The sequence below is a fragment of the Kitasatospora sp. NPDC059088 genome, from assembly GCF_042738155.1.
Taxonomy (GTDB): Bacteria; Actinomycetota; Actinomycetes; order Streptomycetales; family Streptomycetaceae; genus Kitasatospora.
This window is the reverse complement of sequence record NZ_JBHYGR010000058.1, coordinates 23,980-47,179: the sequence shown is the minus strand read 5'-3', so window position 1 is coordinate 47,179 and position 23,200 is coordinate 23,980. Positions and strand designations below refer to the sequence as shown.

Here is a 23,200-nt window from a genome sequence, read left to right as displayed (position 1 = left end):
CCCCCGGGACCGCGGCGGCGGGCCCGGGGGCCTCCTCGCGTATCCACCGGGCCCGCCGGGCCGCCGGACCGGGCGGCGGGCGCCCGTGGCCCGGTCAGGCCAGGCCGAGCACCACTCCCGCCCCGGTCAGCAGCAGGACGGCGGCGCCGTTGGCCCGCGGCAGGGCGAGGGCGGTGCCGACCGCCTCGCGCAGCAGCTGGTACGGGCCGTGGGCGAGCGGACCGTCCGCGCCGAGCACCCGCGCGGGGGCGCCGGCCCGGCGCGCGGCCAGGGCGGAGCGGACGGTGTGGAAGCCGCTGGTGATGACGGCGCAGCGGTAGCCGGGGTGCTCGGCGGCCATCAGGGTGGCGCTGAACCGCAGGTTCTCGGCGGTGTTCACGGCCCGCTCCTCACGCCGGATCCGCTCGGCCGGGACGCCCCGGGCGACCAGGTAGCGGGCCATCGCGCCGGCCTCGGTGCAGTCCTCGTGCGGGCCCTTGCCGCCGGTCACCAGCACCAGCGGCGCGTGCCCGGCGGCCTCCTCGGCGGCGAATCGTTCCAGCGCGGCGTCCAGCCGGGCCGCCAGGGTCGGCGCGGGCTCGCAGCCGTCCAGCGCGGCCCCCAGGACCACCAGGTAGTCGGCCCCGGCGGGCACCGGGCGGCGGCGCTGGAACAGCGCGCAGCCGAGGAAGCCGAGCAGCCAGAGCAGGACGTACCCGCCGAGCAGGACGGCGGGGAGGAACAGGGCGTGCATACCCCTCGAACGCGCCCGGGGGAACGACCGTTCCACGACATGACGGAGCCCACGTCCTCCGGGGGCGTGGGCTCCGGGGAGGGCGTGGGCTCCGGGTGTTCCGGGCGGGCCGGGTGTTCTGGGCGGGCCGGGCGCTGCGGGCGGGCCGGGGCTCAGCCGGCGTCGGCCGCCGGGGTGGCGGTGGGCGCGGCGGCCGGGGCGGCGGCCGGGCGCTGGCCCTTCTTGTGCAGCGAGGCCAGGTAGGCGTTGTACGCCTCCAGCTCGGCGTCGCCGGTGCGCTCCTCGGAGCGGTCCCGGCGGCGGGCCTGCCGCTGCTCGGAGCCCATCCACTGGTAGACCAGCGCGATCAGCACGATCGCGGTCGGGATCTCGCCGAACGCCCAGGTGATGCCGCCGGCCAGCTTCTGGTCCTCCAGCAGGTCCGTGCCGGGTGGTGCGCTCTGGACGGTGAAGGTGGTCACCAGCGGGTGGCTGGCCATCATCACCGCCACGCCGAAGAAGGCGTGGAACGGCATCCCCATGAACAGCTCGATGATCCGCATCACGTGGCCGGGGCGGTGCGGGCCCGGGTCGACGCCCATGATCGGCCAGAAGAAGGCCAGACCCGTCATGAGGAAGTGCACCATCATGAAGATGTGCCCGAGGCGGTACTGCATCAGGAAGTCGAACGCGGGGGTGAAGTAGACCCCGTACAGGCTGGCGATGAACATCGGGATGGTGAACGCCGGGTGCGAGATCACCCGGACGTACCGGCTGTGCAGCAGCGCCACCAGCAGCTCGCGCGGACCGCGCGGCCGGCCCTTGCCCGCCGGGCGCAGCGCGCGCAGCGCCAGCGTGATCGGGGCGCCGAGCAGCAGCAGGATCGGCGTCAGCATGGACAGCACCATGTGCTGGATCATGTGCGCGCTGAACAGCACCATGCCGTAGTCGTTCAGCCCGCTGCAGGTGACCAGCAGCAGGCTGGCGACGCCCGCGACCCAGCCGACGACCCGGCCGACCGGCCAGCGGTCGCCGCGCCGGTACAGCCGGACCACGCCGGTCAGGTACAGCGCCAGCGCGACCAGGCCGCCGAGCAGGAACACCCAGTCCGGGGACCAGGTCCAGACGTTGGAGAGGGTGAACGGGCCTAGTGGGGTCATCCCGCCGTGGTGGTGCATTCCTGACATTCCGTCGCCCATCGGCGGGTCCCGCTTTCCGTCATTGTGGTCCCCACTGGGGGTCCGGTTCGCCCGTTTTGCTTGGCATACAGCCTAGGTGGGCCTTACCCCGGGCGTGCCGCCGCCCCCTCCGTACGGGTGGCCCGGCCGGTGGGCGGGGTGGTGGGCGGGGTGGTGTCGGGCCGGTGGGCGGGCCGGTGTCGGGCGAGGGTTCGGGTGGGCCGGGCGTCGCTAGACTGACCGGCCGGTCGGCAGGGAGGAATCAGGCATGGCGGCGGCACAGCGGCCCGTGGTCGCGCTCACCGGGGCCACCGGGTTCATCGGATCGGCCGTACGGGAGGCCCTCGTGGCGCGCGGCGTGCCGGTGCGGGCCCTGGTGCGCGGGGAGCCCGTCGCGGACGGGCACACCGCCTGGGTGCCCGGCGACCTCGCCGACCGCTCCGCGCTGGACGGGCTGTGCGCGGGTGCGGGGGTGCTGCTCCACCTCGCCTCCCAGGTCACCGGCGGCGAGGAGGAGTGCGCGGCCGTGAACGACCGGGGCACGGCGGCCCTGATGGCGGCGGCCACCCGGGCCGGGATCGGGCGGATCGTTCACCTGTCGACCACGGCGGTGTACGGCGGGGGCCCGCACACGGACCTCGGGGTCGGCGGGGCGCCGACCGCGCCGCTGTCGGCGGCCAGCCGCACCCGGCTGCTCGGCGAGGGGCACGCCCTCGCCGCCGGTGCCGCGGTGCTGCGCCCGGCCCTGGTCACCGGGACGGGCGACCGTTGGGTGGTGCCCGCCCTGGCCGAGCTGGCCCGCAGGGTCCCGGGCCGCTGGGCGGGCGGCGCGGCCCGGCTCTCCCTGGTGGACCGGACCGACCTGGCCCGGCTGATCACCGGGCTCGCCCTGGACGCCCCGGAGCGGGTGACGGGCGTCCACCACGCGGCCCACCCGGACCCGGTCCGCAGCGGCGAGCTGCTCGACGCCCTCTCCGGGCTCGGCCTGCTGCCCGCCCAGGACGGCCCGGCGCTGACCTGGGCACAGTGCCGCCGACAGCTCGCCGCCGTGCCGGGCCCGGTCTCCGAGCGCCAGTTCGCCATGGTCGCCCGCGACCACTGGTACCGGAGCGACGCGGTCTGGCGCCTCGCCGCCTGCCCGCCCGGCCCGGGCCCGCTGGCCCGCCTCGCCGGGGCGGCGCCCTGGTACCGGACGGCGCTGGGGCTGTAGGGCGTCGCAGGGTCGTAGGGCGGGTCGGGGTCGTAGGGCGGGTCGGGGTCATAGGTCGGGTCGGGGCCGCAGGAGCGCGTCAGGGCTGGAGGCGGCGGGCCCGGGCCTCCAGGAAGCGCTGCTCGGCGAGGCTCGCGGTGGCCTTGGCCGCGCGGCGGTAGTGGTCGTACGCGGCCGCCCGGTCGCCGGAGCGTTCCAGCAGGTGGGCCCGGACGGAGAGCAGCCGGTGGTGGTCGGCCAGGCGCCGGTCGGCGTCCAGGGTGGCGAGCAGGTCGAGGCCGGCCCGCGGGCCGTTCAGCTCGGCGAGGGCGACGGCGCGGTTGAGGGTGACCATCGGGTTGGGGGCGATCCGCTCCAGGATCAGGTAGAGCGCGTGCACCTGGGCCCAGTCGGTCCGGTCCGCGGTGGCGGCGTCGGCGTGGGTGGCGGCGATGGCGGCCTGGAGCTGGTACGGGCCCAGGGCGGGGCCGGCCAGGGCGGCCTTGGCGAGGGCGGTGCCCTCGTCGAGCAGCGGGCGGTCCCAGCCGGTGCGGTCCTGTTCGGCCAGCGGGACCAGGTCGCCGGTGGCGGTGGTGCGGGCGGCCCGGCGAGCGTGGGTGAGCAGCATCAGGGCGAGCAGCCCGGTCACCTCGGAGTCCTCGGGCAGCTGGGCGTGCACGATCCGGGCCAGCCGGACGGCCTCCTGGGCGAGGTCGGTGCGGTGCAGCTCACTGCCCGAGGAGGCGGTGTACCCCTCGTTGAAGATCAGGTAGAGCACGTGCAGGACGACCCGCAGCCGTTCCTCGCGCTCGGCGCCCTCGGGGAGGGCGAAGGAGCTGCCGGCGGCCCGGATCCGCTGCTTGGCCCGGCTGATCCGGGCCGCCATGGTGGCTTCCGGCACCAGGAAGGCGCGGGCGATCTCGGCGGTGGTCAGGCCGCCGACGGCGCGCAGGGTGAGCGCGGTCTGGGAGGCGGCGGTGAGCGCCGGGTGGCAGCACAGGAACAGCAGCACCAGGGTGTCGTCGGTGTCCGGCACGTCCTCGGGCAGCACCTCGGCGGCCGTGGTCGCGTGCTCGCGCTCGCGGCGGGCGCGGTCGCTGCGGATCCGGTCGACCAGCCGCCGGGAGGCGACCGTCACCAGCCAGCCGCGCGGGTTGTCCGGTACGCCCTCCTCGGGCCACTGCACGGTGGCGGCGAGGACGGCCTCCTGGACGGCGTCCTCGCAGCCCTCGAAGCGGTCGTACCGTCGTACCAAGGTGCCGAGGACCTGCGGCGTGAGTTCACGCAGCAGGCCCTCGAAGTCCGGTGCCGTCATGCCTCCAAGTGTCCGTCGGAGAACATCACCTGGCGCACCTCGACGCCCAGCCCCTCGATCGCCGCGTCCGGGATCCGCGCGGCCAGTTCGACGGCCCGCTCCTTGTTGTCGCAGTCGAGCAGGTAGAAGCCGCCCAGGAACTCCTTGGCCTCCAGGTACGGGCCGTCGGTCACCACCGGCCGGCCGTCCCGGACGGTGACCACGGCGGCCTGCGACGGGTCGACCAGCGCCTGGGTGAGGATCAGTTCGCCGGAGGCCTTCAACTCCTCGATGAACGCGCCGTGCCCGGCGCCGATCGCGGCCTTCTCCTCGTCGGTCAGCGCGTCCAGCACGGCCGGGTTGATGTGCAGGCTGATCAGGAACTTCATCGCGTCCTCCTCGTCGTGGGCGGGCCCCGTGCGGGCCCCTCGACCGTACGGTCGGAGCCGGGGCCGCCGTCTTGACATCCCCGTCGGAGAAATCTCCCACGGGTTTCGTCGCCCCCCTCGGGTCTCTCCCATCCGTCGGGTCTCTTCCCGTCCCTCGGTGCTCCGACGTCAAGAAGTCCCCGGCCGCTCCGACCGACCGGTGCGAGGAACCCGGTGCGGGGAACCCGCGACGAGAGACGACGAGGAGCACGCGATGAGAGCCGACCGGGCCCGGCTGGGGCTGGCCCTGCTGATGCTGCCGACCCTGGTGGTCGCGATGGACATGACGGCGCTGCTGCTCGCCCTGCCGAGGCTGAGCGCGGACCTGGGCGCCTCCGCCGTCGAACAGCTGTGGATCAGCGACGGCTACGGGCTGATGGTGGCCGGGCTGGTGATCACCATGGGCACGCTGGGCGACCGGATCGGCCGTCGACGCCTGTTGCTCATCGGCGCGGCGGCCTTCGCGGTGCTGTCGGTGGTCGCCGCCCTCGCGGTCGACCCGCTGATGCTGATCGTGGTCCGGGCCCTGCTGGGCGTCGCCGGGGCCACGCTGGCACCGTCCACGCTGGCGCTGATCACGAACATGTTCCGGGACGACCGCGAGCGCGGACGGGCCGTCGCCGTCTGGGCGACCTGCCAGTTCGCGGGCGGTGCGCTGGGGCCGGTGCTGGCCGGACTGCTGCTCCGGTCCTTCTGGTGGGGGTCGGTGTTCCTGGCCGCCGTCCCGGCGATGGCGCTGCTGCTGGCCGCCGGGCCGTTCCTGCTGCCCGAGTTCCGCGGCGGGGAGGTGGGGCGGCCGGACCCGGTCGGGGTCGGGCTGTCGCTGGCGGCGGTGCTGCTGGTGCTGTACGGCGTCAAGCAGTTGCCGGTCGGGGGCGCGACCGGCGTCCCGGTGGCCGCCCTGCTGCTCGGCACCGGCGTCGGCTACCTCTTCGTCCGGCGTCAACGGGGGCTGGAGCAGCCGCTGTTGGACCTGCGGCTGCTGCGCAACCGGCTGTTCGCGGCGGTGCTGGTCTCGCTGGTGCTGGCCGGGACGGCGATGGCCGGTACCGGACTGCTGGTCACCCAGTACCTCCAGAGCGTGCTGGGCCGCTCGCCGTTCGCCTCGGCCGTGCTGTTCGCGCCGATGGGCCTGGCGGTGGCGGCCGGCACCCTGGCCGCGCCGCGGCTGCCCGGCCGGGTGCGGCCGACCAGCGCGATCGCCGGCGGCCTGGCGCTCTCGGCGCTGGGCGCCCTGCTGCTGGTCGCCGTGGACGGGAGCGCGGGCTCGCTGCCGCTGGTGATGACCGGCATCGCGGTGCTGGCGCTCGGCACCGGGCCGCTGTTCGCCCTGGGCACCGGGCTGGTCCTCGACTCGGTGCCGCCGGAGCGGGCGGGCTCGGCGGCGGCGATGTCGGAGACCGGCAACTACCTCGGCGGCTCGCTCGGCTTCGCGGTGCTCGGCACCGTCGCCGCGGCGGTCTACCGCGAGCGCACGGGCGGCGGCCCCGACTCGCCGGCCGCCGCGGTCGAGGCGGCCCGGCACCTGCCCGCCGAGCAGGGCGCCGCACTGCTGCGCGGCGCGCGCTCGGCGTTCACGGCCGGGCTGCAGGTGAACGGGCTGATCGCCGCCGCACTGTTCGCCGGGCTCGCGCTGCTGGCCCTGGCGGTGCGGCCGGCGGTACGGCCGGCGGGGGGAGTGGCCGGGGAAACGGCAGGGGAGGGGGCCGTGGAGGAGGCCATGGAGGAGGCCGGGGAAACGGCCTCTACCCGGCCCGGGTGAACGGCCGGTGCGGGGGCGGCGGTAGTGTCCGCCGCTTCCCGGCGGGCGGTAATGATCATGGAGTGATCCTTGGTAGCGTCGGTCGCGGTGCCGCTCAACTGCGGCTCAGCACAATCGACATGAGAGAGCATCACATGGCCCCCAGGACCATCCGCCGTGCCGTCATCCCCGCCGCCGGGCTGGGCTCCCGCCTGCTGCCGCTGACCAAGGCCACCCCGAAGGAGATGCTGCCGGTCGGCGACAAGCCGGTGATCGAGCACACCGTGCGCGAGCTGATCGAGAGCGGCATCACCGACATCACCATCGTCGTCAACGGCGACAAGGGCCTGATCCAGGAGCACTTCCGCCCCAACCCGGTGCTGGTCGAGCAACTGCGCCGGGACGGCAAGGCGGCGTTCGCGGACGCGGTCGAGGAGGTCGGGGAGCTGTCCCGCAAGGGGCACATCAGCTACCTCTACCAGCACGGCCCGTACGGCAACGGCACCCCGGTGCTCAACGCCGCCCGGCACTTCGGGGACGAGCCCTGCCTGGTGCTCTGGCCGGACGACGTGTTCGTCGCCGAGGTGCCCCGGGCGCAGCAGCTGATCCGGGCGTTCGAGCAGACCAACGCGCCGGTGCTGGCGCTGATGCCGATGGCGCCCGAGGACTCCTACCGCTACGGCGTCCCGGTGGTGAAGGAGGACCTCGGCGGCGGGTCGCTGCGGATCACCGGCCTGGTCGAGAAGCCCAAGCCGGCCGACGCCCCCTCCGGGTACGCCGCCATCGGCGGGTACGTCATCACCCCCGGCATCGTCGACGAACTGCGCGAACTCACCCGCCGCTGGCACGAGAAGCCCGAGGACGAGGTCTACCTGACCGACGCCATCAACGCCTACGCGGCCCGCCGCGCCGTCTACGGGCAGGTCATCGCCGGCACCTGGTACGACACCGGCAACCCCGCCGCCTACCTGCGGGCGCAGTTCGCGGCGGCCCTCGCCAACCCGGAGTACGGGCACGAACTGCGGCAGCTGGCGGCGGAGTTGGCCCCGGCCGAGTAGGCGGGCCGGGGCCGGGGCCGCTGTCGGTCAGCTCCGGTCGTGGTCCCCGGTGGCGCCGTCGGTGAGTTCGCGCAGGATGTCCAGGTGCCCGGCGTGCCGGGCGGTCTCGGTGGCCATGTGGATGAGCACCCAGCGCAGCGAGACCGTCCGGCCCGACCAGGAGGTGCCGGTGGACTCCAGGTCGAGCTCCTCGATCACCTCGTCGGCGGCGGCCCGGGCGCGGGCGTAGAAGGCCAGCACCTCCGCCGTCGACTCGTGCGGCTCGATCCGCATGTCGGAGCTCTCGTCCGCGTCGAGGTCGAACGGCAGCGGCCCGGTCTCCCGGCCGAAGGTCTCCCGGAACCAGCCGAGTTCGGCGCCGGCCAGGTGCTTGACCAGGCCCAGCAGGCTCGTCCCCGACGGCGTCATCGGCCGCCGCAACTGCTCGTCGTCCAGGCCCTGGACCTTCCACACCACCACGTCCCGGTGCCGGTCCAGGGCCGTGTGCAGGCTTTCCTTCTCGCCGCCGGTGAACGGCACGGTCTTGATCATGCGCGGGACGCTAGCAGACCCCTCCGCCCCCTTCGGTCAGGGCCCGGGGACGAGGGTGTTCTCGTTGGTGCGGCCGGCGGCGTAGTCGTCGATGTTGCGGGCGGTGGCGTCGATGATCTGGCCGACGGCGGTGTGGGTGAAGTAGGCCTGGTGGCTGGTGACCAGGACCTGGGGGAAGGTGACGAGGCGGGCGAGGACGTCGTCGGTGATGCCTTGGACGGAGCGGTCGGTGAAGAAGACGCCGGTCTCCTCCTCGTAGACGTCCAGGCCGACGCCGGAGAGGCGGCCGGCGCGCAGGGTCTCGACCAGGGCGGCGCTGTCGATCAGGCCGCCGCGGCTGGAGTTGACGAGGATGGCGTCGTCCTTCATGCGGGCCAGGGCGGCGGTGTCGATCAGGTGGTGGGTGGCCGGGAGCAGGGGGACGTGCAGGCTGACCAGGTCGGCGCGGGTGAGGAGTTCGGGCAACTCGGTGTAGTGCATGCCGAGTTCGCGGCAGGCCGGGTTCTCGGTGATGTCCCAGCCGAGGAGTTCGGTGCCGAAGCCGGCCGCGATCCGGGTGAAGCACTCGCCGATCTTGCCGGTGCCGATCACGCCGACGGTCATGCCGTGGACGTCCCGGCCGAGGAGGCCGTCGAGGCGGAAGTCGAACTCCCGGGTGCGGGTGGCGGCGCGGGTGAGGCGGCGGTTGACGGCGAGGGCGAGGGCCCAGGCGTGTTCGGCGACGTCGAGCAATGCCGTCCTGGGGGAGGTTGGGCCGGACGGTGGCACCGGGGACCTCGTCGAACGCCTTGCGTTCCTCCGCGCAGCGCCAGCCCTCGGAGTTGGGCTTCTGGGAGGCGGCGGAGCTGGTCGGGTGGGTGCAGGTGCGCCACGTGGTCTCGGGCAGGTGGGTGAGCGTGCGAGCCGGACTCAGGAGAACGGAGCGTCGGCCGCGGCGGGGAGGCCGGCGATGCGGCTGGCGAGATCTCCCTCCCCCGTTCCCCAGGTCGCGATCAGCTCGTGCCGGGTGGGGTCGACGCCGTAGCGGGGAATCAAGCCGTACCTCAGGATCCTCTCTGCGCGCCGCCTGGCGCCTCACCATTATGACTTGCCGCCAGAGCTGCATGTTCTGAGCGGCTTCGGTGCCTGGTATGCACGGGCGGTGGGGAGCTCGGTGGCGCCGCCGGTGTCCCCGGGCGCTATGGGGCCGCGTCCGGAGCGGACTGGGTCAGCTCCCGCGCGACACGGGTAGGGGCACGGGGAGGAGGATCCCCGACCTGTGGATTACTCAGGACGACCGACTTGTCGGAAGTCCTTGGGCCCGGGCGTTCGTGCCTCAGTGGCGGTGCGGACAGGTATCTGCCGGTCTGGGCAGCGGCTTGGTTCCGGGGAGACGGGCAGGTGAAGTGTCCGGGCCAGGTTCTGGATGCTCTCGTCCACGCGTTGCAGGTGTCGCAGGACCCGTCGCGTCGCGTTGATGTCTTCCGCGCGCGCCCCGGGCTCGCTCACTGCGAGCTGGGTGGGGATCCCGGGACCGCGTGCGACCAGAGATTCGTCCCCGTCTCGGAGGGCTGCCCCGCCGATCAGGATCGCGAGGTTGTGGTCAATCCTGCGGGCCTCGTCCACGAGGCGCGGATCGGTGCCGAGGTGGAGGCCGGCCGGTACCAGTCCGGCGGTGGCGGCCAGGCTGCGGGTGTGGAAGGCCGCCGTCTCCAGTTGGCCCAGGACGGTGAGCGCGGCGCGCCGGCGGGACCGCAGCGGGCTGATCGGCATGGTCAGCGGCTGCACCGACAGGCGCAGGCCGTCCAGGGCCGTATCCAGTGCGCGGGCCGGGTCGAGCAGGTCCCCGCCGGGCTCGCCGCTCAACTGGGCCAGCGATCGGGAGAGCACCGCTCGCAGCTGCTCCAGCACGTCGCGCAGCAGCTGGTCCGTGCGTTCGCGGGTGTGCACCGGCAGCACGAGCTGAGCGGCGGTCAGTCCGCACGCGATTCCCAGCGCGGTCTCCTCGATCCGCACCACCAGCACGCCCGGGGTGAGGGTGTGGAGCAGCGTGTAGAGCATGCCGAGCATGGTGGTGACGAAGAAGGACATCAGGGTGTAGGACACCGTGATCGTGTAGTACATCCCGAACACGCTGAGGCCCGCCAGCGCGAAGGCCGGCCAAGGTGCGCCGCTTATCAGGGCGGCGAGGGCGAGTCCGGCGGCGACACCCGTCACCGTGCCGATCAGGCGCCGGTATCCCCTGACGAGGATCTCGCCGGTGGAGCCGGTGCCGATGAACACCACCCAGCAGGTGAAAACCGCCCAGTACCAGCGCTGGGGTGACAGCAGTTCGCCGCCGACGATGGCCAGTGCCGATCCGGTCGCGACCTGGAGTGCGGTCCTGGTGGTGGGGCGGAGGCGAGGGCCGTGCTGATCCTGTACGGCGTCCTTCGCCAGGTCGGATCCCACCGCCCGGAGCTCCTCACGAACCCGTGCTGTCCCGGGGGTGTTCTGGGCCGCCAGGGTTTGACCGTCGATGGCCGGGCGATAGCGAAGCAGGGCGTGGGCGAGGTCTCCGGCGGAGCGGAAGACGTCCTGCATCGCCGGGGATGCGTCGGGCAGGTGCTCGTCACGGCGGTAGCCGAACAGCCGGTCGCGGACCTCGTCGGCATCGGGGCCGGCCGGCCGCAGCGGACCCGGACCGATCGCCGTGCGCAGCGCACGCAGCTCCGAGTTCAGTACGGGCAGCGTCGCCAGGTCCTGGGCGTCGGCGGGGAAACCGGCGGGTCGTGCCTTCGTCAGGTGTCGGGCCAGGGTGTCGACGTCGGCGCCGGGCCGCAGGACTCGCAGCACGAGGACGGCCAGCCGTTCCACGGCCGTTTCGGCTTCCGCCACGTGGCGCTGGATCGCGGTGGCGGTGTGCTCGTCGGTCGTGCGGGCCGCCAGCTGCTTCTGGATCATCAGTGCGCCCGTGTGCAGGCGGGCAGCCTGTCGGCGTAGGTCGTCGACCGCCCGCTGGGTGCGTGGCGCCAGCGGTCCGCCCTCGGTCACATCGATCAGCGAGTCGAGCACCAGCACGAGACGCAGGTCGAAGGCTCGTTGCAGCCGTGTCAGCGTCCGCTGCGGCGACGAGCGCAGGACGGTGAACCGGACCAGCGCCGAGCCGAGGAAGGCCGTCAGTACGGCCACGGACAACTGTGGCAACTGCTCCACGCGGGTCCCGACGAACTGGGTCACAAAGAAGAGCTGGAAGGCGAAGACACCCAGTGTGGTCGCGCGCGGGCCCAGGTGCCGGATGTGGATGGCGGCGAAGATCAGGAGCACGAACACCACATCCGCAACGACCCGGTACGGGGCCAGCACGCTTCCGACCGTCATGACGGTCAGAGAGACCGGCACGCCCATTGCCAGGGTCAGCGCTTGGTCGCGCGGCCGGGGTTCGGTGACCGCGGCCGTGCTGACCATCGCCGTGAGGGCACCCGTCACCAGGATCGGCACCGGGGCGTCCAGTGCCGTGAGGGCACCGAGCGTCAGCAGCACCGCGCCGACCGTGCCGAGGGCGGAGAGCAGCCGAATCAGTCCGGGATCGGATGCCAGGAACCGATCGTAGGCATCCGCCGGTCCCGATTGCGTTCGCCGCATGCCCCAGCCGCCCTTCTCGCCGGATCGATCGTGGATGTCCTATGCCGCGGATTCGTCGAGCGAGGCCAGGAAGTCGTCCACGCCGACCACGTTGTGGGAGACCATGCTCAGGCCGCGCATCATCGCTTGGTAGGTGACCAGGCCACCGGGAGCGGCTATCGCGTCGGTGAACGCGGTGACGTGGTAGCCGCGCTCCATCGCGGTGCGGGCCGTCGATTCGACGGCCATGATCCCGGAGACCCCGGCGATCGCCAGGTATTCGACGCCACGCTGCCGGAGCTGGAATTCCAGGTCGGTGTGGTGGAAGACGTCGAGGCTCTTGTGCGGCGCGAGGACCACGTCGCCCGGCCGGGGAGCCAGGTCCTCGTGGAACTCGGTGTTCCAGGTGCCGGCCCCGAACATCCGGCTGTCGAACATCTGCCGGTGGATCCCGGAGACGTGCTTCCACGTCGAGTAGTCCTCATCGGTGAAGGACGTCGTCGAGTAGAAGACGGGAACGTCCTTGTGCCGCCGCACACCGGCGATGAGCTTCTTCAGGTTGTCGATCGTACCCAGCCGTTCGTATTCCGGCGCGTAGATGGAATAGGCCTTGCCGTCCTTCGAGAAGTTCTCGTTGACGAGGTCGACGAGCAGCAGTCCCACTCGACCGTGTTCGTAGGTGCTTGCCATGGCTGTCCTCCAGTGCAGTAGTAGTCGGCGGCCCCCGGACTGGGAACTACCGTTACAAGTAATGACTGTAACGCAACTTGCGTCCGAGTGCAGCCCCCTCGCGGATGCCGCACCGGCATGCAAGTGCCCATCAGTGAGTCGAGCCCAGTGGCCGGGAGTTGACGGCGCGAGAGTCACGTCGCGGATGCCGAGGCGTGTGGGAGGCCTGCTGGGTCGGCGTGAGTTCGAACGAGGTTGCCGATGCGCGCCGAATCAACGGCCAACCCGGCCCTGGGTGTTGGCCTCAGGTCAGGCCGTGCTGCCAGGCGCGGGCGGCGACTTCGACGCGGTTGCGGGCGCCGAGTTTGCGCTGGGCGCTGCCGAGGTGGGTCTTCACCGTGGAGAGGGTGACGTAGAGGGCGGCGGCGACCTCGTCGTTGGTCAGGCCTCGGGCGACCATGGCGACGACGTCCTGTTCGCGAGGGGTGAGTGGCTCGTGCGGCGGGGGAGCGTCGGGTCCGGGGCGGGCCGGCTGCCGCGTGGGCTGGGCGGTCATGTGCCGCAGGAGTCGGACGGTGACGGAGGGGGAGATGAGCGAGCCGCCCACGGCGGCCGCGCGGACGGCTTCGATGAGCAAAGCGGGGGAGCAGTCCTTGAGGACGAAGCCGCACGCTCCGTGCCGCAGCGCGCTGTAGACGTATTCGTCGAGGTCGAAGGTGGTGGCGATGATCACCTTGAGCGGTTGTGCCGCGTCGGGTCCGGCGAGGAGGCGGGTGGCTTCGAGTCCGTCCATACCGGGCATGCGGATGTCGAGCAGGCAGACGTCGGGGCGCAGTCGGCGGGCTTCGGCGACGGCGGTGGTTCCGGTCGCGGCTTCGGCGACGACTTCGATGTCCGGTTGGGAGTCGAGGATCATCCGGTACGCGGCGCGCACGGTGACCTGGTCGTCGGCGAGGAGGACGCGGATGGTCATGGTGCCCATCGTGCCAGGCGTCAGGACGGGCCTGCGGAGGCGTTGCGGCTGAGGGGGATCTCGGCGCTCACCTGCCAGCCGTCGGCCGGTCCGGGTCCTGCGGCCAGGCGTCCGCCCAGGGCGTGGACGCGCTCACGCAGTCCGGTGATGCCGAACCCGTCGGGGCTTCGGCATGGCGGCGTGTCGGCCTGGGGCTCGGCGTTGTCGGTGACGCAGACGGTGAGCGCGACATCGTTCGAGGCCAGGCGGATGTCGATGGTGACCGTGTCGGCCTGGCCGGCGTGTTTGCGGATGTTGGTCAGGGCTTCCCGGACGATGTGGTGGACCGTTGAGGCGATGTGGTCGGCCGGGGGCGCCGCGAGCAGCCTGGGGTCGATGGTGAGGCGGACGGCGGGTCCGGCCGAGCGCAGGGATTCCGCGAGGTCCGGCAGGCCATGCAGTCCATCGGGGGCATCCAGCGGCGCAGAGCGGTCCGCTTGACGCAGGAAGGTGACCATGGCCCGCATGGAGTCCGTCGCCTGTGCGGCGGCGTCCTCGATGTTGGCCAAGGCCTGGTCCAGAACCTGGGATGTCGGCGGGCGGCCGTTTGCGGTGGTGAAGCGCACGGCTTTGACCTGCGCGGTGATGGCGGTGACGTGGTGACCGACGAAGTCGTGCAGTTCACGGGCGTATTCGAGGCGCTGGGCGTTCAGGCGGGCCTGGTGCTCACGTTCACGGGTGGCATCGAGCAGGCGCAGGTAGAGGCCGAGGAGGACCAGCACGGGGGCGGCGAGCAGCAAGACCGGGGCGCTGTACTTGGCCGCCTTGACGAACTCGGAGCCGGGCAGGCGCAGCAGAACCAGCGTGGCGGCGAGATAGGCGGCGGTGGCGAGCGGGATCATCCCTCGGACGGGCTCGTGGCGGATCGTGCGGATGGTGAGGAGCAGCAGCACGCCCATCTCCGTGGTGCCGGGAGAGTGCTCGGGTCGGTGCGCCAGGTGGGCGGTCACCAGGGACAGGCCGGTGGAGGCGGTGACCGCGGCCCATCCGGTGCGCGTCAGATGGTGGGGCGGCGCCAGGAGCGCCGCGACGCACAGCAGACCGACGGCGATCGTCGCGGCGGTTGTGGGCGCAAAGCCGGTGTCGAGGGCCTCGGCGGTCATCACGGCCAGGGCCGACGCGGCGGCGATGGCGTGGCCGCGGTGGCTTCGGAGCCAGGAGGCGAGCATGGCGCGCGCCGAGGTGGTGAACATGTCGGCCCACGCTACGCCCACGCGCATCCGCCGGCCCTCCACCGTTTGACCGAGGCTCCGGCATGGCAGTCGGCCATCCGGTCGATCCGCGCACCCGGCCCGTGCCGGGAGGATCGTCGATGTCGATCTGCCGTCTGCCCCTGAGGAGTTCGTATGAGCCGTGAACGCAGCACCTTGACCGCGCCGACCGTATTGCCGAACGAGGCCGCCGCCTGCGCGCGGGGTCTGAGCAAGTCATACGGGAGCGGCGAGGCACGGGTCGTGGCGCTGGACAAGGTCGACGCGGACTTCGGTCGGGGCATGTTCACCGCGATCATGGGCCCGTCCGGGTCGGGCAAGTCGACGCTGATGCACTGCATGGCCGGCCTCGACTCCTTCACCAGCGGCTCGGTGCGCATCGGCACCGCGGAGCTGGGCGCCCTGAACGACAAGCAGCTCACCCGGCTGCGCCGGGACGAGATCGGTTTCATCTTCCAGGCGTTCAACCTGCTGCCGACGCTGAGCGCGTTGGAGAACATCACTCTGCCCCTCGACATCGCGGGCCGGACACCCGACAAGGAGTGGCTGGACACCGTCATCGCGACGGTGGGGCTGGCCTCTCGCCTCTCCCACCGGCCCTCCCAGCTGTCCGGCGGCCAGCAGCAGCGCGTGGCCATCGCCCGGGCGCTCGCGGCCAGGCCGGAGATCGTGTTCGCTGACGAGCCGACCGGCAACCTCGACTCGCGCTCCGGAGCGGAGGTGCTCGGCTTCCTGCGGCACTCGGTGCGTGAGCTCGGGCAGACGGTGGTCATGGTCACCCATGACCCGGGCGCCGCCGCCTACGCGGACCGGGTGGTGTTCCTCATGGACGGCCGGATCGTGGACGAGATGGACGGACCCACCGCGGATGCGGTGCTGGACCGGATGAAGGATCTCGACGCCCGGCGATCGCGCTGACTTCGTCCGCCCCTACCGCTGCGCGGCCGGCAAGGCTGCCCGCTGCCAAGTCAGGACTTCGCACTTTCATGTTTCGCACCGCCTGGCGCACCGTACGCGCCCACAAGTCCCGCATGGCGCTGACTGCGCTGGCCGTCACCGTCGGCGTCGCCTTCGTCACCGGGATCCTCCTGTTCACCGCCACCGTCTCCGATGCGCTCACCGGCTCCTACCAGCAGACGTACACCCACACCGATGTGGTGATCCGTCCGGACGGCCGGGGAGCCGCCGCGGCGCCGGATGACCGGCTGCCGTCCCTGACCCCGGCCGACCTGCGGCGGGTGCAGGGCCTTCCCGAGGCCGGCGGTGTCCTCGCCGTCGTCTCGGGCTCGACGGCCCTGGGCTGTCCGGACGGCCGCCCGGCCGGTCGCGGCGGCCCCGCCAGGGCGGGCAACTACGCATACAGCGGCGAAGGCGACCCTCGATTCACCTTCATCGGCGGTCGCCCACCCGCCGGAGGCGGCGAGATCGCCGTCGACGAGGCCAGCGCCGCACGGTGCGGTTACCATGTGGGGGACACCGCCCGGATCTCGGTGGACGGGCCTGGTCTCACCGCGCGGATCAGCGGTGTCTTCACCACACAGGCCGAGCCCGCCGTCACCGCCGGTGGAAGCCTGGTGCTGTTCGACACCGCGACCGCGCAGCAGCACTTCACCAGCCCCGGCCACTACAGCGAGTTCCACGTCAAGGCCGCACCCGGCATTCCGGCCGAGCAGCTGCAGCAGGCAGCGGAGCGGACGCTCCCGGGCACGGTCACCATGACGGCGGCCTTCCTCACCCGGGACCAGCAGCTTGCCGCTCAGAGCACGGTCACCGGGCTGCGCACCACGTTGCTGTCCTTCGCCGCCGTCGCGCTGTTCGTCTCCTGCTTCCTGATCACGAACACCTTCGGCATGCTCGTCGCCCAACGGGCCAGGCAGATCGGCCTGTTGCGGGCGATCGGGGCCTCGCGTCGCCAGATCACCCGTCTGGTGCTGGCCGAGGCCTTTCTGGTCGCGCTCGTGGCGTCACTGGCCGGGATCGCGGTGGGCATCGGCGTCGCCCAGGGCCTGCGCCCCCTTGCCAGCGGTCTGGGCAAGGGCGGCCCACTCCCCACCGGTGGGTCTCTGAGCCTGCCCGCTTACGCGCTCGTCCTCCCCCTGCTGGCGGGGGTGCTGACCACGCTGGTCGCCGCATGGCTGCCCGCCCGCAGGGCTGCCCGAATCGCGCCGCTGGCCGCCCTGCGCACCGCTCTCGCCCCGGCACCGAAGAGAAGCGGCAGGGCCCGCGTGCTCGTTGGCATCCTGCTGGCCGGCAGCGGGGTGGCCTGTCTGCTGGCCGGACCGAGGACCGACAGCATCCAGAACGGCGCCCCGGTGGTGGCACTGGGTGCCGTCCTTGCCGCCGCCGGCCTGCTCGCACTCCTGCCGATGCTGGTCGCACCAGCCCTCGCCCCGGTCCGCCCCCTCCTCGGCAGGGCCGGGATCAGCGCGCGGCTGGCGATACGCAACAGCACCCGAAACCCCTGGCGGACCGCGGCGGCCGCCGCCTCGCTGGTCATCGGCGTGAGCCTGGTGACGGCCCTGACCATGATCGCGGCCGGTGGCCTCGCCGCCGCCAACGCCCAGAGCGCCCACGTCGTCAAGGCCGACTACGTCGTCTCGATGCAGGACCTCACTCCCCTGTCCGCCACCGTGGAACAGCGCCTGGCCGCCAGCTCCGACGTCACCGCCACCGCAGCGATCCGTGAAGCGGAACTGTCCATCAACCAGGGCCGGCAGTACGCACTGGCCGTTCCCACCACGGCCGTGCGCGACATGCTGCGCCTTCGTCTGGCCGGCGGGTCGGCGGATGCATTCGGTGGCCCGAGAGTCCTGGTGACCACCGACGACGCCCGCGCTTACGGCTGGACAGCGGGAAGCCGGTTCAACGCCCAGCTACCGGACGGACGGCCCGCGCAGTTGACGGTGGCGGGCGTGTACGAGTCCAACACTCTGCTGACCGGCATCCTCATCGACACCGCCGTCCTGTCCTCGGCCCCTGACACCGCCAAGAAGGTCCTTCTCACCACCCGGGACCACCCCAGCGCCGCGCTGCGGCTCGCCCTCACTCACGCCCTCGGCGACAGCCCTGCCCTGAGCATCGACAGCAGCGACGACCTGGCACGGGCGGCCGCAGACGGCACCAACCGCATGCTGAACCTGCTCTACGCCCTTCTCGCGCTGTCCGTCACGGTCGCGTTCCTGGGTATCGCGAACACCCTGGCGCTGTCCGTCGCCGAGCGCCGGCGCGAGATCGGCATGCTGCGGGCGATCGGCCTCACCCGGGCGGGAGTGCGCGCCATGGTGCGCGCCGAAGCCGTCGTCATCGCCGTCTTCGGCGGCGTGCTGGGCACCGCCCTGGGCGTCTTCCTCGGCTGGGCCGGCGGTGAACTGATCGCCGGCCACCTTTCCGGCTACCACCACGGCGTGCCCGTCGGGCGCCTGGTCGTCCTCCTGCTCCTGGCCGCACTCGCCGGTCTCCTGGCCTCGCTGTGGCCGGCGCGCCGCGCGGCCCGCACCCCGGTCCTGACGGCGATCGGAACGGAATAGCTTCACCAGCCCGCCACCGCCGACGGTCTGCCTCTCAAGTGTCCGACGCACGTTGTCGAACGCGGAACCGGGAGATGGTCGTCCGGCTGCCGGCAGCGAGCCCGGTCAGGTTCGCGGTGTCCTTCCCGCTCGCTCGGACTTCCCCGTCCGGAAAAGAAAAGTTACAGTCTCTATCTGTAAAGTAACTTGCCCCGAGGGGGACATCTGGTGGATGGAGAAGGCCGCGGGCAGGTCCTGAACCTTCCCCAGGGGACAGCCGTGGCGCCTGCCCCGCGCAGCACTCGGTCCCGCCGGGCAACGCTCCCGGGCGGCGCAAGGCCACCGGGCCCAGTCGCCTTCCAGGTGGGTCCGACAAGGCCGAATGATCACCGCATGTTTAGTTACGCCGATTCGGTGTAACTAGCCTGCGGCTCCACTCCACAAGCTCATTCCCCACACCACAGAGAAGGTGAACACCGTGGACAGCAGGCAGGCTCTCGTCGAGCGCAGTATCCCGTTCCTGCGGGAGATCAAGAACCGCACCGCAGGCAAGGAACTGGAAACCTGGCTCAACACCACCTACGGCCCCGACTCCGAGCTGCACACGGACCTGTCGAAGCTGGTCAAGCAGGGGCTGGAGGAGGGGTGGGCCGCGAACGTCGAGATCGACGGTCCTCACTACCGCCGCAGCGTCATCGAGCCGCCCTCCGAGCGGACCGAGTACTTCAGTATCACCGCGGTGTACATGAACAGCGTGCCGGTCTACCGGGGCCAGTTCCACCAGCACCCGTACGGCGAGATCAACATGGTCGTCCCGATCGACGCGGGCGCCGAGCTCCGCGGCCCGCACGGCTGGCAGGGGGCGGGCTGGACCGCCCCGGCGCCGGCGAGCAAGCACTACCCCGAGGGACGTGGTGGCGGGCTGATCGCCCTGTTCTACCTGCCAGCGGGCCGCATCTCCTACGACGCCAGGCCGGTCGCCAAGTAGGCGCCACCGATGCGCCGTTGGAGCCGGACGATGTCGCGCCTCGGTGGTCATGCGCGGGGGCGTGGCAGGGGCCACGGCCTTGCCGGGCCTGCCGGCGGCCCACTGTGGGTGCCCCGCGTTGCCGCCCTGACAGGCCTACGGGCTGGTGATCGGCAGGCGGGTTCCAGGCCCGGGTCGCGGGGCGGGTGGTGATTCGATCCAGGGGCTTCGAAGGCGGGGAACCGGCGGCGATATGCCGCACAAGTTTGATGAACGAACGGATTGGAGCGCTCTGCTGATGGACAAGGTGGTGGCCACTGCCGAGGAGGCAGTGGCGGACATGGCGGACGGCGCGTCGCTCGCCGTCGGCGGGTTCGGTCTGGTCGGCGTCCCGAACGTGCTGATCCACGCGCTCTTCGAGCGCGGTGTCACAGGACTGCGCGTGGTGTCGAACAACTGCGGCACGGACGGCGGGGGCCTGGGCATCCTGCTGGCCGCCGGAAAGATCGCGCGGGTGACCGCGTCCTACATCGGCGAGAACAAGGAGTTCGCCCGCCAGTACTTGGGCGGCGAACTGGAGTTGGAGCTGACCCCGCAGGGCACCCTGGCCGAGCGGATGCGGGCCGGCGGCTGTGGCATCCCCGCCTTCTTCACCCCGGCCGGTGTCGGCACCCTCGTCGCCGAGGGCGGCCTGCCCTGGCGCTACGCCGCCGACGGGTCGGTGGTCGTGACATCGCCGCACAAGGAGGTGCGTACCTTCGACGGCCGCCAGTACGTGATGGAGCGCGGTATCACAACTGACTACGCCCTGGTGCGCGCTGCCCGCGGCGACCGTCTCGGCAACCTGGTCTTCCACCGCTCCGCCCGCAACTTCAACCCGCTGGCCGCCATGGCCGGGCGGATCACCGTCGCCGAGGTCGAGGAACTGGTCGAGCCCGGCGTGTTGGACCCGGACGAGATCCACCTGCCGGGCGTGTTCGTCCAGCGCGTCGTCGAACTGACGCCCCAGCAGGCGGCGGACAAGGGAATAGAGAAGAGGACGGTGCACGCCTGATGGCCTGGACCAGGGACGAGATGGCGGCCCGCGCCGCCATGGAGCTCAACGACGGTGACTACGTCAACCTCGGAATCGGCCTGCCCACCCGGATCCCGGACCACGTGCCGGACGGGATCCGGGTGGTGCTCCAGTCGGAGAACGGGATCCTGGGGGTCGGTCCCTACCCGTCCGAGGAGGTGGTCGACCCCGATCTGATCAACGCGGGCAAGGAGACCGTCACCGTCCTGCCCGGCGCGGCGTTCTTCGACTCCGCGCTCTCCTTCGGCATGATCCGCGGCGGCCACATCCACACCGCCGTCCTGGGCGCCATGCAGGTCTCGGCCCGCGGGGACCTGGCCAACTGGGTGATCCCCGGCAAGATAGTCAAGGGCATGGGCGGGGCCATGGACCTGGTCCATGGCGCGCGCCAGGTCATCGTGCTGATGGAGCACACCGCCAAGGACGGCAGCCCGAAGATCGTCGCCGAATGCACCCTGCCGCTCACCGGCAAGGCGTGCGTGAACCGCATCATCACCGACCTCGGCGTCCTGGACGTCACCGACGACGGCCTGGTCCTCGTCGAGACGGCCCCCGGTGTCACCGCCGAGGAGATCGCCGCCCGCACCGCGGCCCCCATCCGCGTCGTGTCGGCCCTGGCGACATCGGTCTGACCGTCGGCCGGCCGCCCGCCAGCCCGGACAGTCGCCGCGCCGGCGGGCCTCCTCGTACCATCCCGTACCCTTACCCCCAGGAGCCCCTTGATGATCGAGCGTCCGCGGGACGTCTACGTCGTCGATGCCGTCCGCACCCCGATCGGCCGCTACGGCGGCGCTCATTCCGGGACACGTCCCGACGATCTCGCCGCCGGAGTGCTTCGCGCCCTGGTCGGCCGCAGCCCCGACCTGGACCCGACCCGCATCGACGATGTGGTTCTCGGCAACGCCAACGGCGCCGGTGAGGAGAACCGCAACGTAGCCCGGATGGCGACGCTGCTCGCCGGACTTCCCGTCACCGTGCCCGGTGCCACCGTCAACCGGCTCTGCGGCTCCGGCATGGAGGCGGTCATCCAGGCCGCCCGCGCCGTCGCCCTGGGCGATGCCTCCGTCGTCATCGCCGGCGGCGTGGAGTCGATGAGCCGCGCTCCCTGGGTGCTCCCCAAGCCCGAGCGGGCCTTCCCGACAGGCCATGCGCAGCTTTCCTCCACCACCCTCGGATGGCGCCTGGTCAACCCCCGGATGCCCGACGAGTGGACGGTCGCACTCGGTGAGGGAGCCGAGCTGATCGCCGACAAGTACGGCATCAGCCGCGACGCACAGGACGCCTTCGCCCTGGCCAGCCATCAGAAGGCGGCCCGCGCCTGGCAGGACGGCCTCTACGACGACGAGATCGCGCCGGTCGACGGAGTGGTGCTCTCCCGCGACGAGGGCATCCGCGACAACACTTCCATGGAGGCACTGGCCCACCTCAAGCCGGCCTTCCGCACCGGCGGCACCGTGACCGCCGGCAACTCCTCCCCGCTCAACGACGGCGCGGCCGCCCTGCTGCTCGCTGACGAGGCAGGTCTTGCCGCGATCGGCCGCGAGCCGCTGGCCCGCATCCGCACCTCGGCGGTCTCCGCGATCGAGCCTCAGTACTTCGGCCTCGGCCCGGTCGACGCCATCACCAAGGCGATGGCGAAGGTCGGTGCCGGCTTCGGAGACCTGCAGACCGTGGAGCTGAATGAGGCGTTCGCCGCGCAGGCGCTCGGCTGCCTTGCCGCCCTGTCCGACCTCGACCCGGTCATCGTCAACCCGCGCGGCGGAGCCATTGCCATCGGTCACCCCCTCGGGGCGTCGGGCGCCCGCCTCACCGGTGCCGTTGCCCACCAGCTCGCCGCCGCCGGCTCCGGCAAGGGTCTCGCCTCGCTGTGCATCGGCGTCGGACAGGGACTCGCCATCGTCCTCGAACGCTGACCCGACCCCGCCCGCAGAAGGACCCAACCTCATGACCGCCGCACCCCCACCCGCGCGAGAGCCGGTCAGCCAGGCCGCCATCAACCGCGAGATTGCCGACCTGCGCGACTCCTACGCCAAAACCCGCGCCGCCGGAGCCCCCCACCGCCACCACCCCGACCGCGACTACCCGCCCTACCGCAGCAGCAGGCTTCGCCACCCGCTGGGCCCGTTGGTCGCCGTGCACGACCCCGAAGCCGTCGAACTGACCAGCCCCGCCTTCGGCGTCACCGACATCACCGACCTCGACTCCGACCTCACCCGCCAGCACACCGGCGAGCCGGTCGGCGAACGCATCACTGTCGCCGGCCGCGTCCTCGACCGCGACGGCCGACCCGTCACCGGCCAGCTGGTGGAGATCTGGCAGGCCAACGCCTCCGGCCGCTACACCCACCAGCGCGACCAGCACCCCGCCCCACTGGACCCCAACTTCACCGGCGCCGGCCGCTGCCTCACCGACGACCAGGGCCTGTACTGCTTCACCACCGTCAAGCCCGGCCCCTACCCCTGGCGCAACCACACCAACGCCTGGCGGCCCGCCCACATCCACTTCTCCCTCTTCGGCACCGCCTTCACCCAGCGCCTCGTCACCCAGATGTACTTCCCCGGCGACCCGCTCTTCCCCTACGACCCCATCCTCCACTCCGTCACCGACGCCGCCGCCCGCCGGCGCCTGGTCGCCACCTACGACCACAACCTGTCCGTCGCCGAATGCTCGCTCGGCTACCGCTGGGACATCGTCCTCGACGGCCCCGCCGCCACCTGGACCGAAGAAGGCCGCCAATGATCCATCTTCCCCCGACCCCCTCGCAGACCATCGGCCCCTTCTACGGCTACGCCCTGCCGTTCACCGGCGGCGAGACGATAGCCCCCACCGGCCACCCCGCCACCATCACCATCCGCGGACGCGTCCTCGACGGCGCCGGTGCCCCGGTACCCGACGCGCTCCTGGAGTTCTGGCAGGCCGCCCCGGACGGCAGCCTGACCGGCGTCCCCCGGGGGGGGGGCCCCCCCCCCCGGGGCCCGCCCCCGCGGGGGGGCGCCCCGGTGGGGGTGATACCCCCGGCGCCGGGGGCGGGACGCGCCCCCCGCGCG

The 23,200-nt window shown here is 72.3% G+C and carries 19 protein-coding genes and 2 pseudogenes; 11 read left to right on the top strand and 10 right to left on the bottom strand.

Annotated features, from left to right (window positions below; translation table 11 throughout):
* Positions 1–94: 94 nt before the first annotated feature.
* Positions 95–733: a YdcF family protein gene (locus tag ACFWXO_RS24950; protein ID WP_380526073.1), complete on the bottom strand. Its 639-nt coding sequence runs from the start codon at positions 731–733 to the stop codon at positions 95–97.
* A 152-nt stretch (positions 734–885) separates the two neighbouring features.
* The gene (locus tag ACFWXO_RS24945) at positions 886–1,890 is read right to left on the bottom strand and encodes a cytochrome c oxidase assembly protein (RefSeq protein ID WP_380526071.1); all 1,005 of its coding nucleotides are present in this window, start codon (positions 1,888–1,890) and stop codon (positions 886–888) included.
* Positions 1,891–2,158: 268 nt separating this feature from the next.
* Here ACFWXO_RS24945 and ACFWXO_RS24940 point away from each other — a divergent pair, with 268 nt between their 5' ends.
* Positions 2,159–3,100 (top strand): NAD-dependent epimerase/dehydratase family protein, encoded by a 942-nt coding sequence (locus ACFWXO_RS24940; protein ID WP_380526069.1) that lies wholly within the window; start codon positions 2,159–2,161, stop codon positions 3,098–3,100.
* Between the two features lie 79 nt (positions 3,101–3,179).
* On the opposite strand, the gene ACFWXO_RS24935 is transcribed toward ACFWXO_RS24940, so the two are convergent.
* The gene (locus ACFWXO_RS24935; protein ID WP_380526068.1) at positions 3,180–4,394 is read right to left on the bottom strand and encodes an RNA polymerase sigma factor; all 1,215 of its coding nucleotides are present in this window, start codon (positions 4,392–4,394) and stop codon (positions 3,180–3,182) included.
* Complete coding sequence (locus tag ACFWXO_RS24930; protein WP_375885966.1) at positions 4,391–4,762, bottom strand: YciI family protein; 372 nt, start codon at positions 4,760–4,762, stop codon at positions 4,391–4,393. Before ACFWXO_RS24930 ends, ACFWXO_RS24935 begins: the two co-directional genes overlap by 4 nt.
* A 253-nt stretch (positions 4,763–5,015) precedes the next feature.
* On the opposite strand from ACFWXO_RS24930, the gene ACFWXO_RS24925 reads away from it, so the two are divergent.
* Together ACFWXO_RS24925 and ACFWXO_RS24920 are read left to right on the top strand one after the other, a co-directional pair.
* The gene (locus ACFWXO_RS24925; RefSeq protein ID WP_380526066.1) at positions 5,016–6,563 is read left to right on the top strand and encodes an MFS transporter; all 1,548 of its coding nucleotides are present in this window, start codon (positions 5,016–5,018) and stop codon (positions 6,561–6,563) included.
* 134 nt (positions 6,564–6,697) lie between these two features.
* Positions 6,698–7,600 carry a UTP--glucose-1-phosphate uridylyltransferase gene (locus tag ACFWXO_RS24920; RefSeq protein WP_375886200.1) on the top strand — a complete coding sequence of 301 codons (903 nt, stop codon included), beginning with the start codon at positions 6,698–6,700 and terminating at the stop codon, positions 7,598–7,600.
* Between the two features lie 27 nt (positions 7,601–7,627).
* On the opposite strand, the gene ACFWXO_RS24915 is transcribed toward ACFWXO_RS24920, so the two are convergent.
* The 6 genes and pseudogenes from ACFWXO_RS24915 to ACFWXO_RS24890 all read right to left on the bottom strand — a co-directional run bounded on the left by ACFWXO_RS24915 (position 7,628) and on the right by ACFWXO_RS24890 (position 14,587).
* A complete protein-coding gene (locus tag ACFWXO_RS24915) occupies positions 7,628–8,131 on the bottom strand; it encodes a DinB family protein (protein WP_360237055.1) in 504 nt (167 codons plus the stop codon).
* Positions 8,132–8,167: 36 nt separating this feature from the next.
* A pseudogene (locus ACFWXO_RS24910) lies at positions 8,168–8,854 on the bottom strand (NAD(P)-dependent oxidoreductase); the annotation flags it as partial.
* Positions 8,855–9,394: 540 nt separating this feature from the next.
* A complete protein-coding gene (locus tag ACFWXO_RS24905) occupies positions 9,395–11,734 on the bottom strand; it encodes an FUSC family protein (protein ID WP_380526063.1) in 2,340 nt (779 codons plus the stop codon).
* A gap of 39 nt (positions 11,735–11,773) precedes the next feature.
* Entirely contained in the window at positions 11,774–12,403 is a 630-nt protein-coding gene (locus ACFWXO_RS24900; RefSeq protein ID WP_380526061.1) for a cysteine hydrolase family protein, read from the bottom strand.
* Positions 12,404–12,686: 283 nt separating this feature from the next.
* A complete protein-coding gene (locus ACFWXO_RS24895; protein ID WP_380526059.1) occupies positions 12,687–13,364 on the bottom strand; it encodes a response regulator in 678 nt (225 codons plus the stop codon).
* A gap of 11 nt (positions 13,365–13,375) precedes the next feature.
* Positions 13,376–14,587, bottom strand: a complete 1,212-nt coding sequence (locus ACFWXO_RS24890; RefSeq protein WP_380526057.1) for a sensor histidine kinase — start codon at positions 14,585–14,587, stop codon at positions 13,376–13,378.
* 153 nt (positions 14,588–14,740) lie between these two features.
* Here ACFWXO_RS24890 and ACFWXO_RS24885 point away from each other — a divergent pair, with 153 nt between their 5' ends.
* From ACFWXO_RS24885 to ACFWXO_RS24850, 8 genes and pseudogenes are all read left to right on the top strand, one after another.
* A complete protein-coding gene (locus tag ACFWXO_RS24885) occupies positions 14,741–15,523 on the top strand; it encodes an ABC transporter ATP-binding protein (RefSeq protein ID WP_380526055.1) in 783 nt (260 codons plus the stop codon).
* A gap of 68 nt (positions 15,524–15,591) precedes the next feature.
* Positions 15,592–18,132: an ABC transporter permease gene (locus ACFWXO_RS24880; RefSeq protein ID WP_380526053.1), complete on the top strand. Its 2,541-nt coding sequence runs from the start codon at positions 15,592–15,594 to the stop codon at positions 18,130–18,132.
* A gap of 457 nt (positions 18,133–18,589) precedes the next feature.
* Positions 18,590–19,099 (top strand): DUF4863 family protein, encoded by a 510-nt coding sequence (locus ACFWXO_RS24875; protein WP_380526051.1) that lies wholly within the window; start codon positions 18,590–18,592, stop codon positions 19,097–19,099.
* Between the two features lie 277 nt (positions 19,100–19,376).
* The gene (locus tag ACFWXO_RS24870; protein WP_380526049.1) at positions 19,377–20,132 is read left to right on the top strand and encodes a CoA transferase subunit A; all 756 of its coding nucleotides are present in this window, start codon (positions 19,377–19,379) and stop codon (positions 20,130–20,132) included.
* Complete coding sequence (locus tag ACFWXO_RS24865; protein WP_380526047.1) at positions 20,132–20,785, top strand: CoA transferase subunit B; 654 nt, start codon at positions 20,132–20,134, stop codon at positions 20,783–20,785. The genes ACFWXO_RS24870 and ACFWXO_RS24865 overlap by 1 nt, the downstream gene beginning before the upstream one ends.
* A 90-nt stretch (positions 20,786–20,875) precedes the next feature.
* Positions 20,876–22,066 carry a thiolase family protein gene (locus ACFWXO_RS24860; protein ID WP_380526045.1) on the top strand — a complete coding sequence of 397 codons (1,191 nt, stop codon included), beginning with the start codon at positions 20,876–20,878 and terminating at the stop codon, positions 22,064–22,066.
* Between the two features lie 31 nt (positions 22,067–22,097).
* Positions 22,098–22,892: a protocatechuate 3,4-dioxygenase subunit beta gene (gene pcaH, locus ACFWXO_RS24855; RefSeq protein WP_380526043.1), complete on the top strand. Its 795-nt coding sequence runs from the start codon at positions 22,098–22,100 to the stop codon at positions 22,890–22,892.
* Positions 22,889–23,200, top strand: a pseudogene (locus ACFWXO_RS24850) (hypothetical protein); the annotation flags it as partial. The gene pcaH and the pseudogene ACFWXO_RS24850, both read left to right, overlap by 4 nt.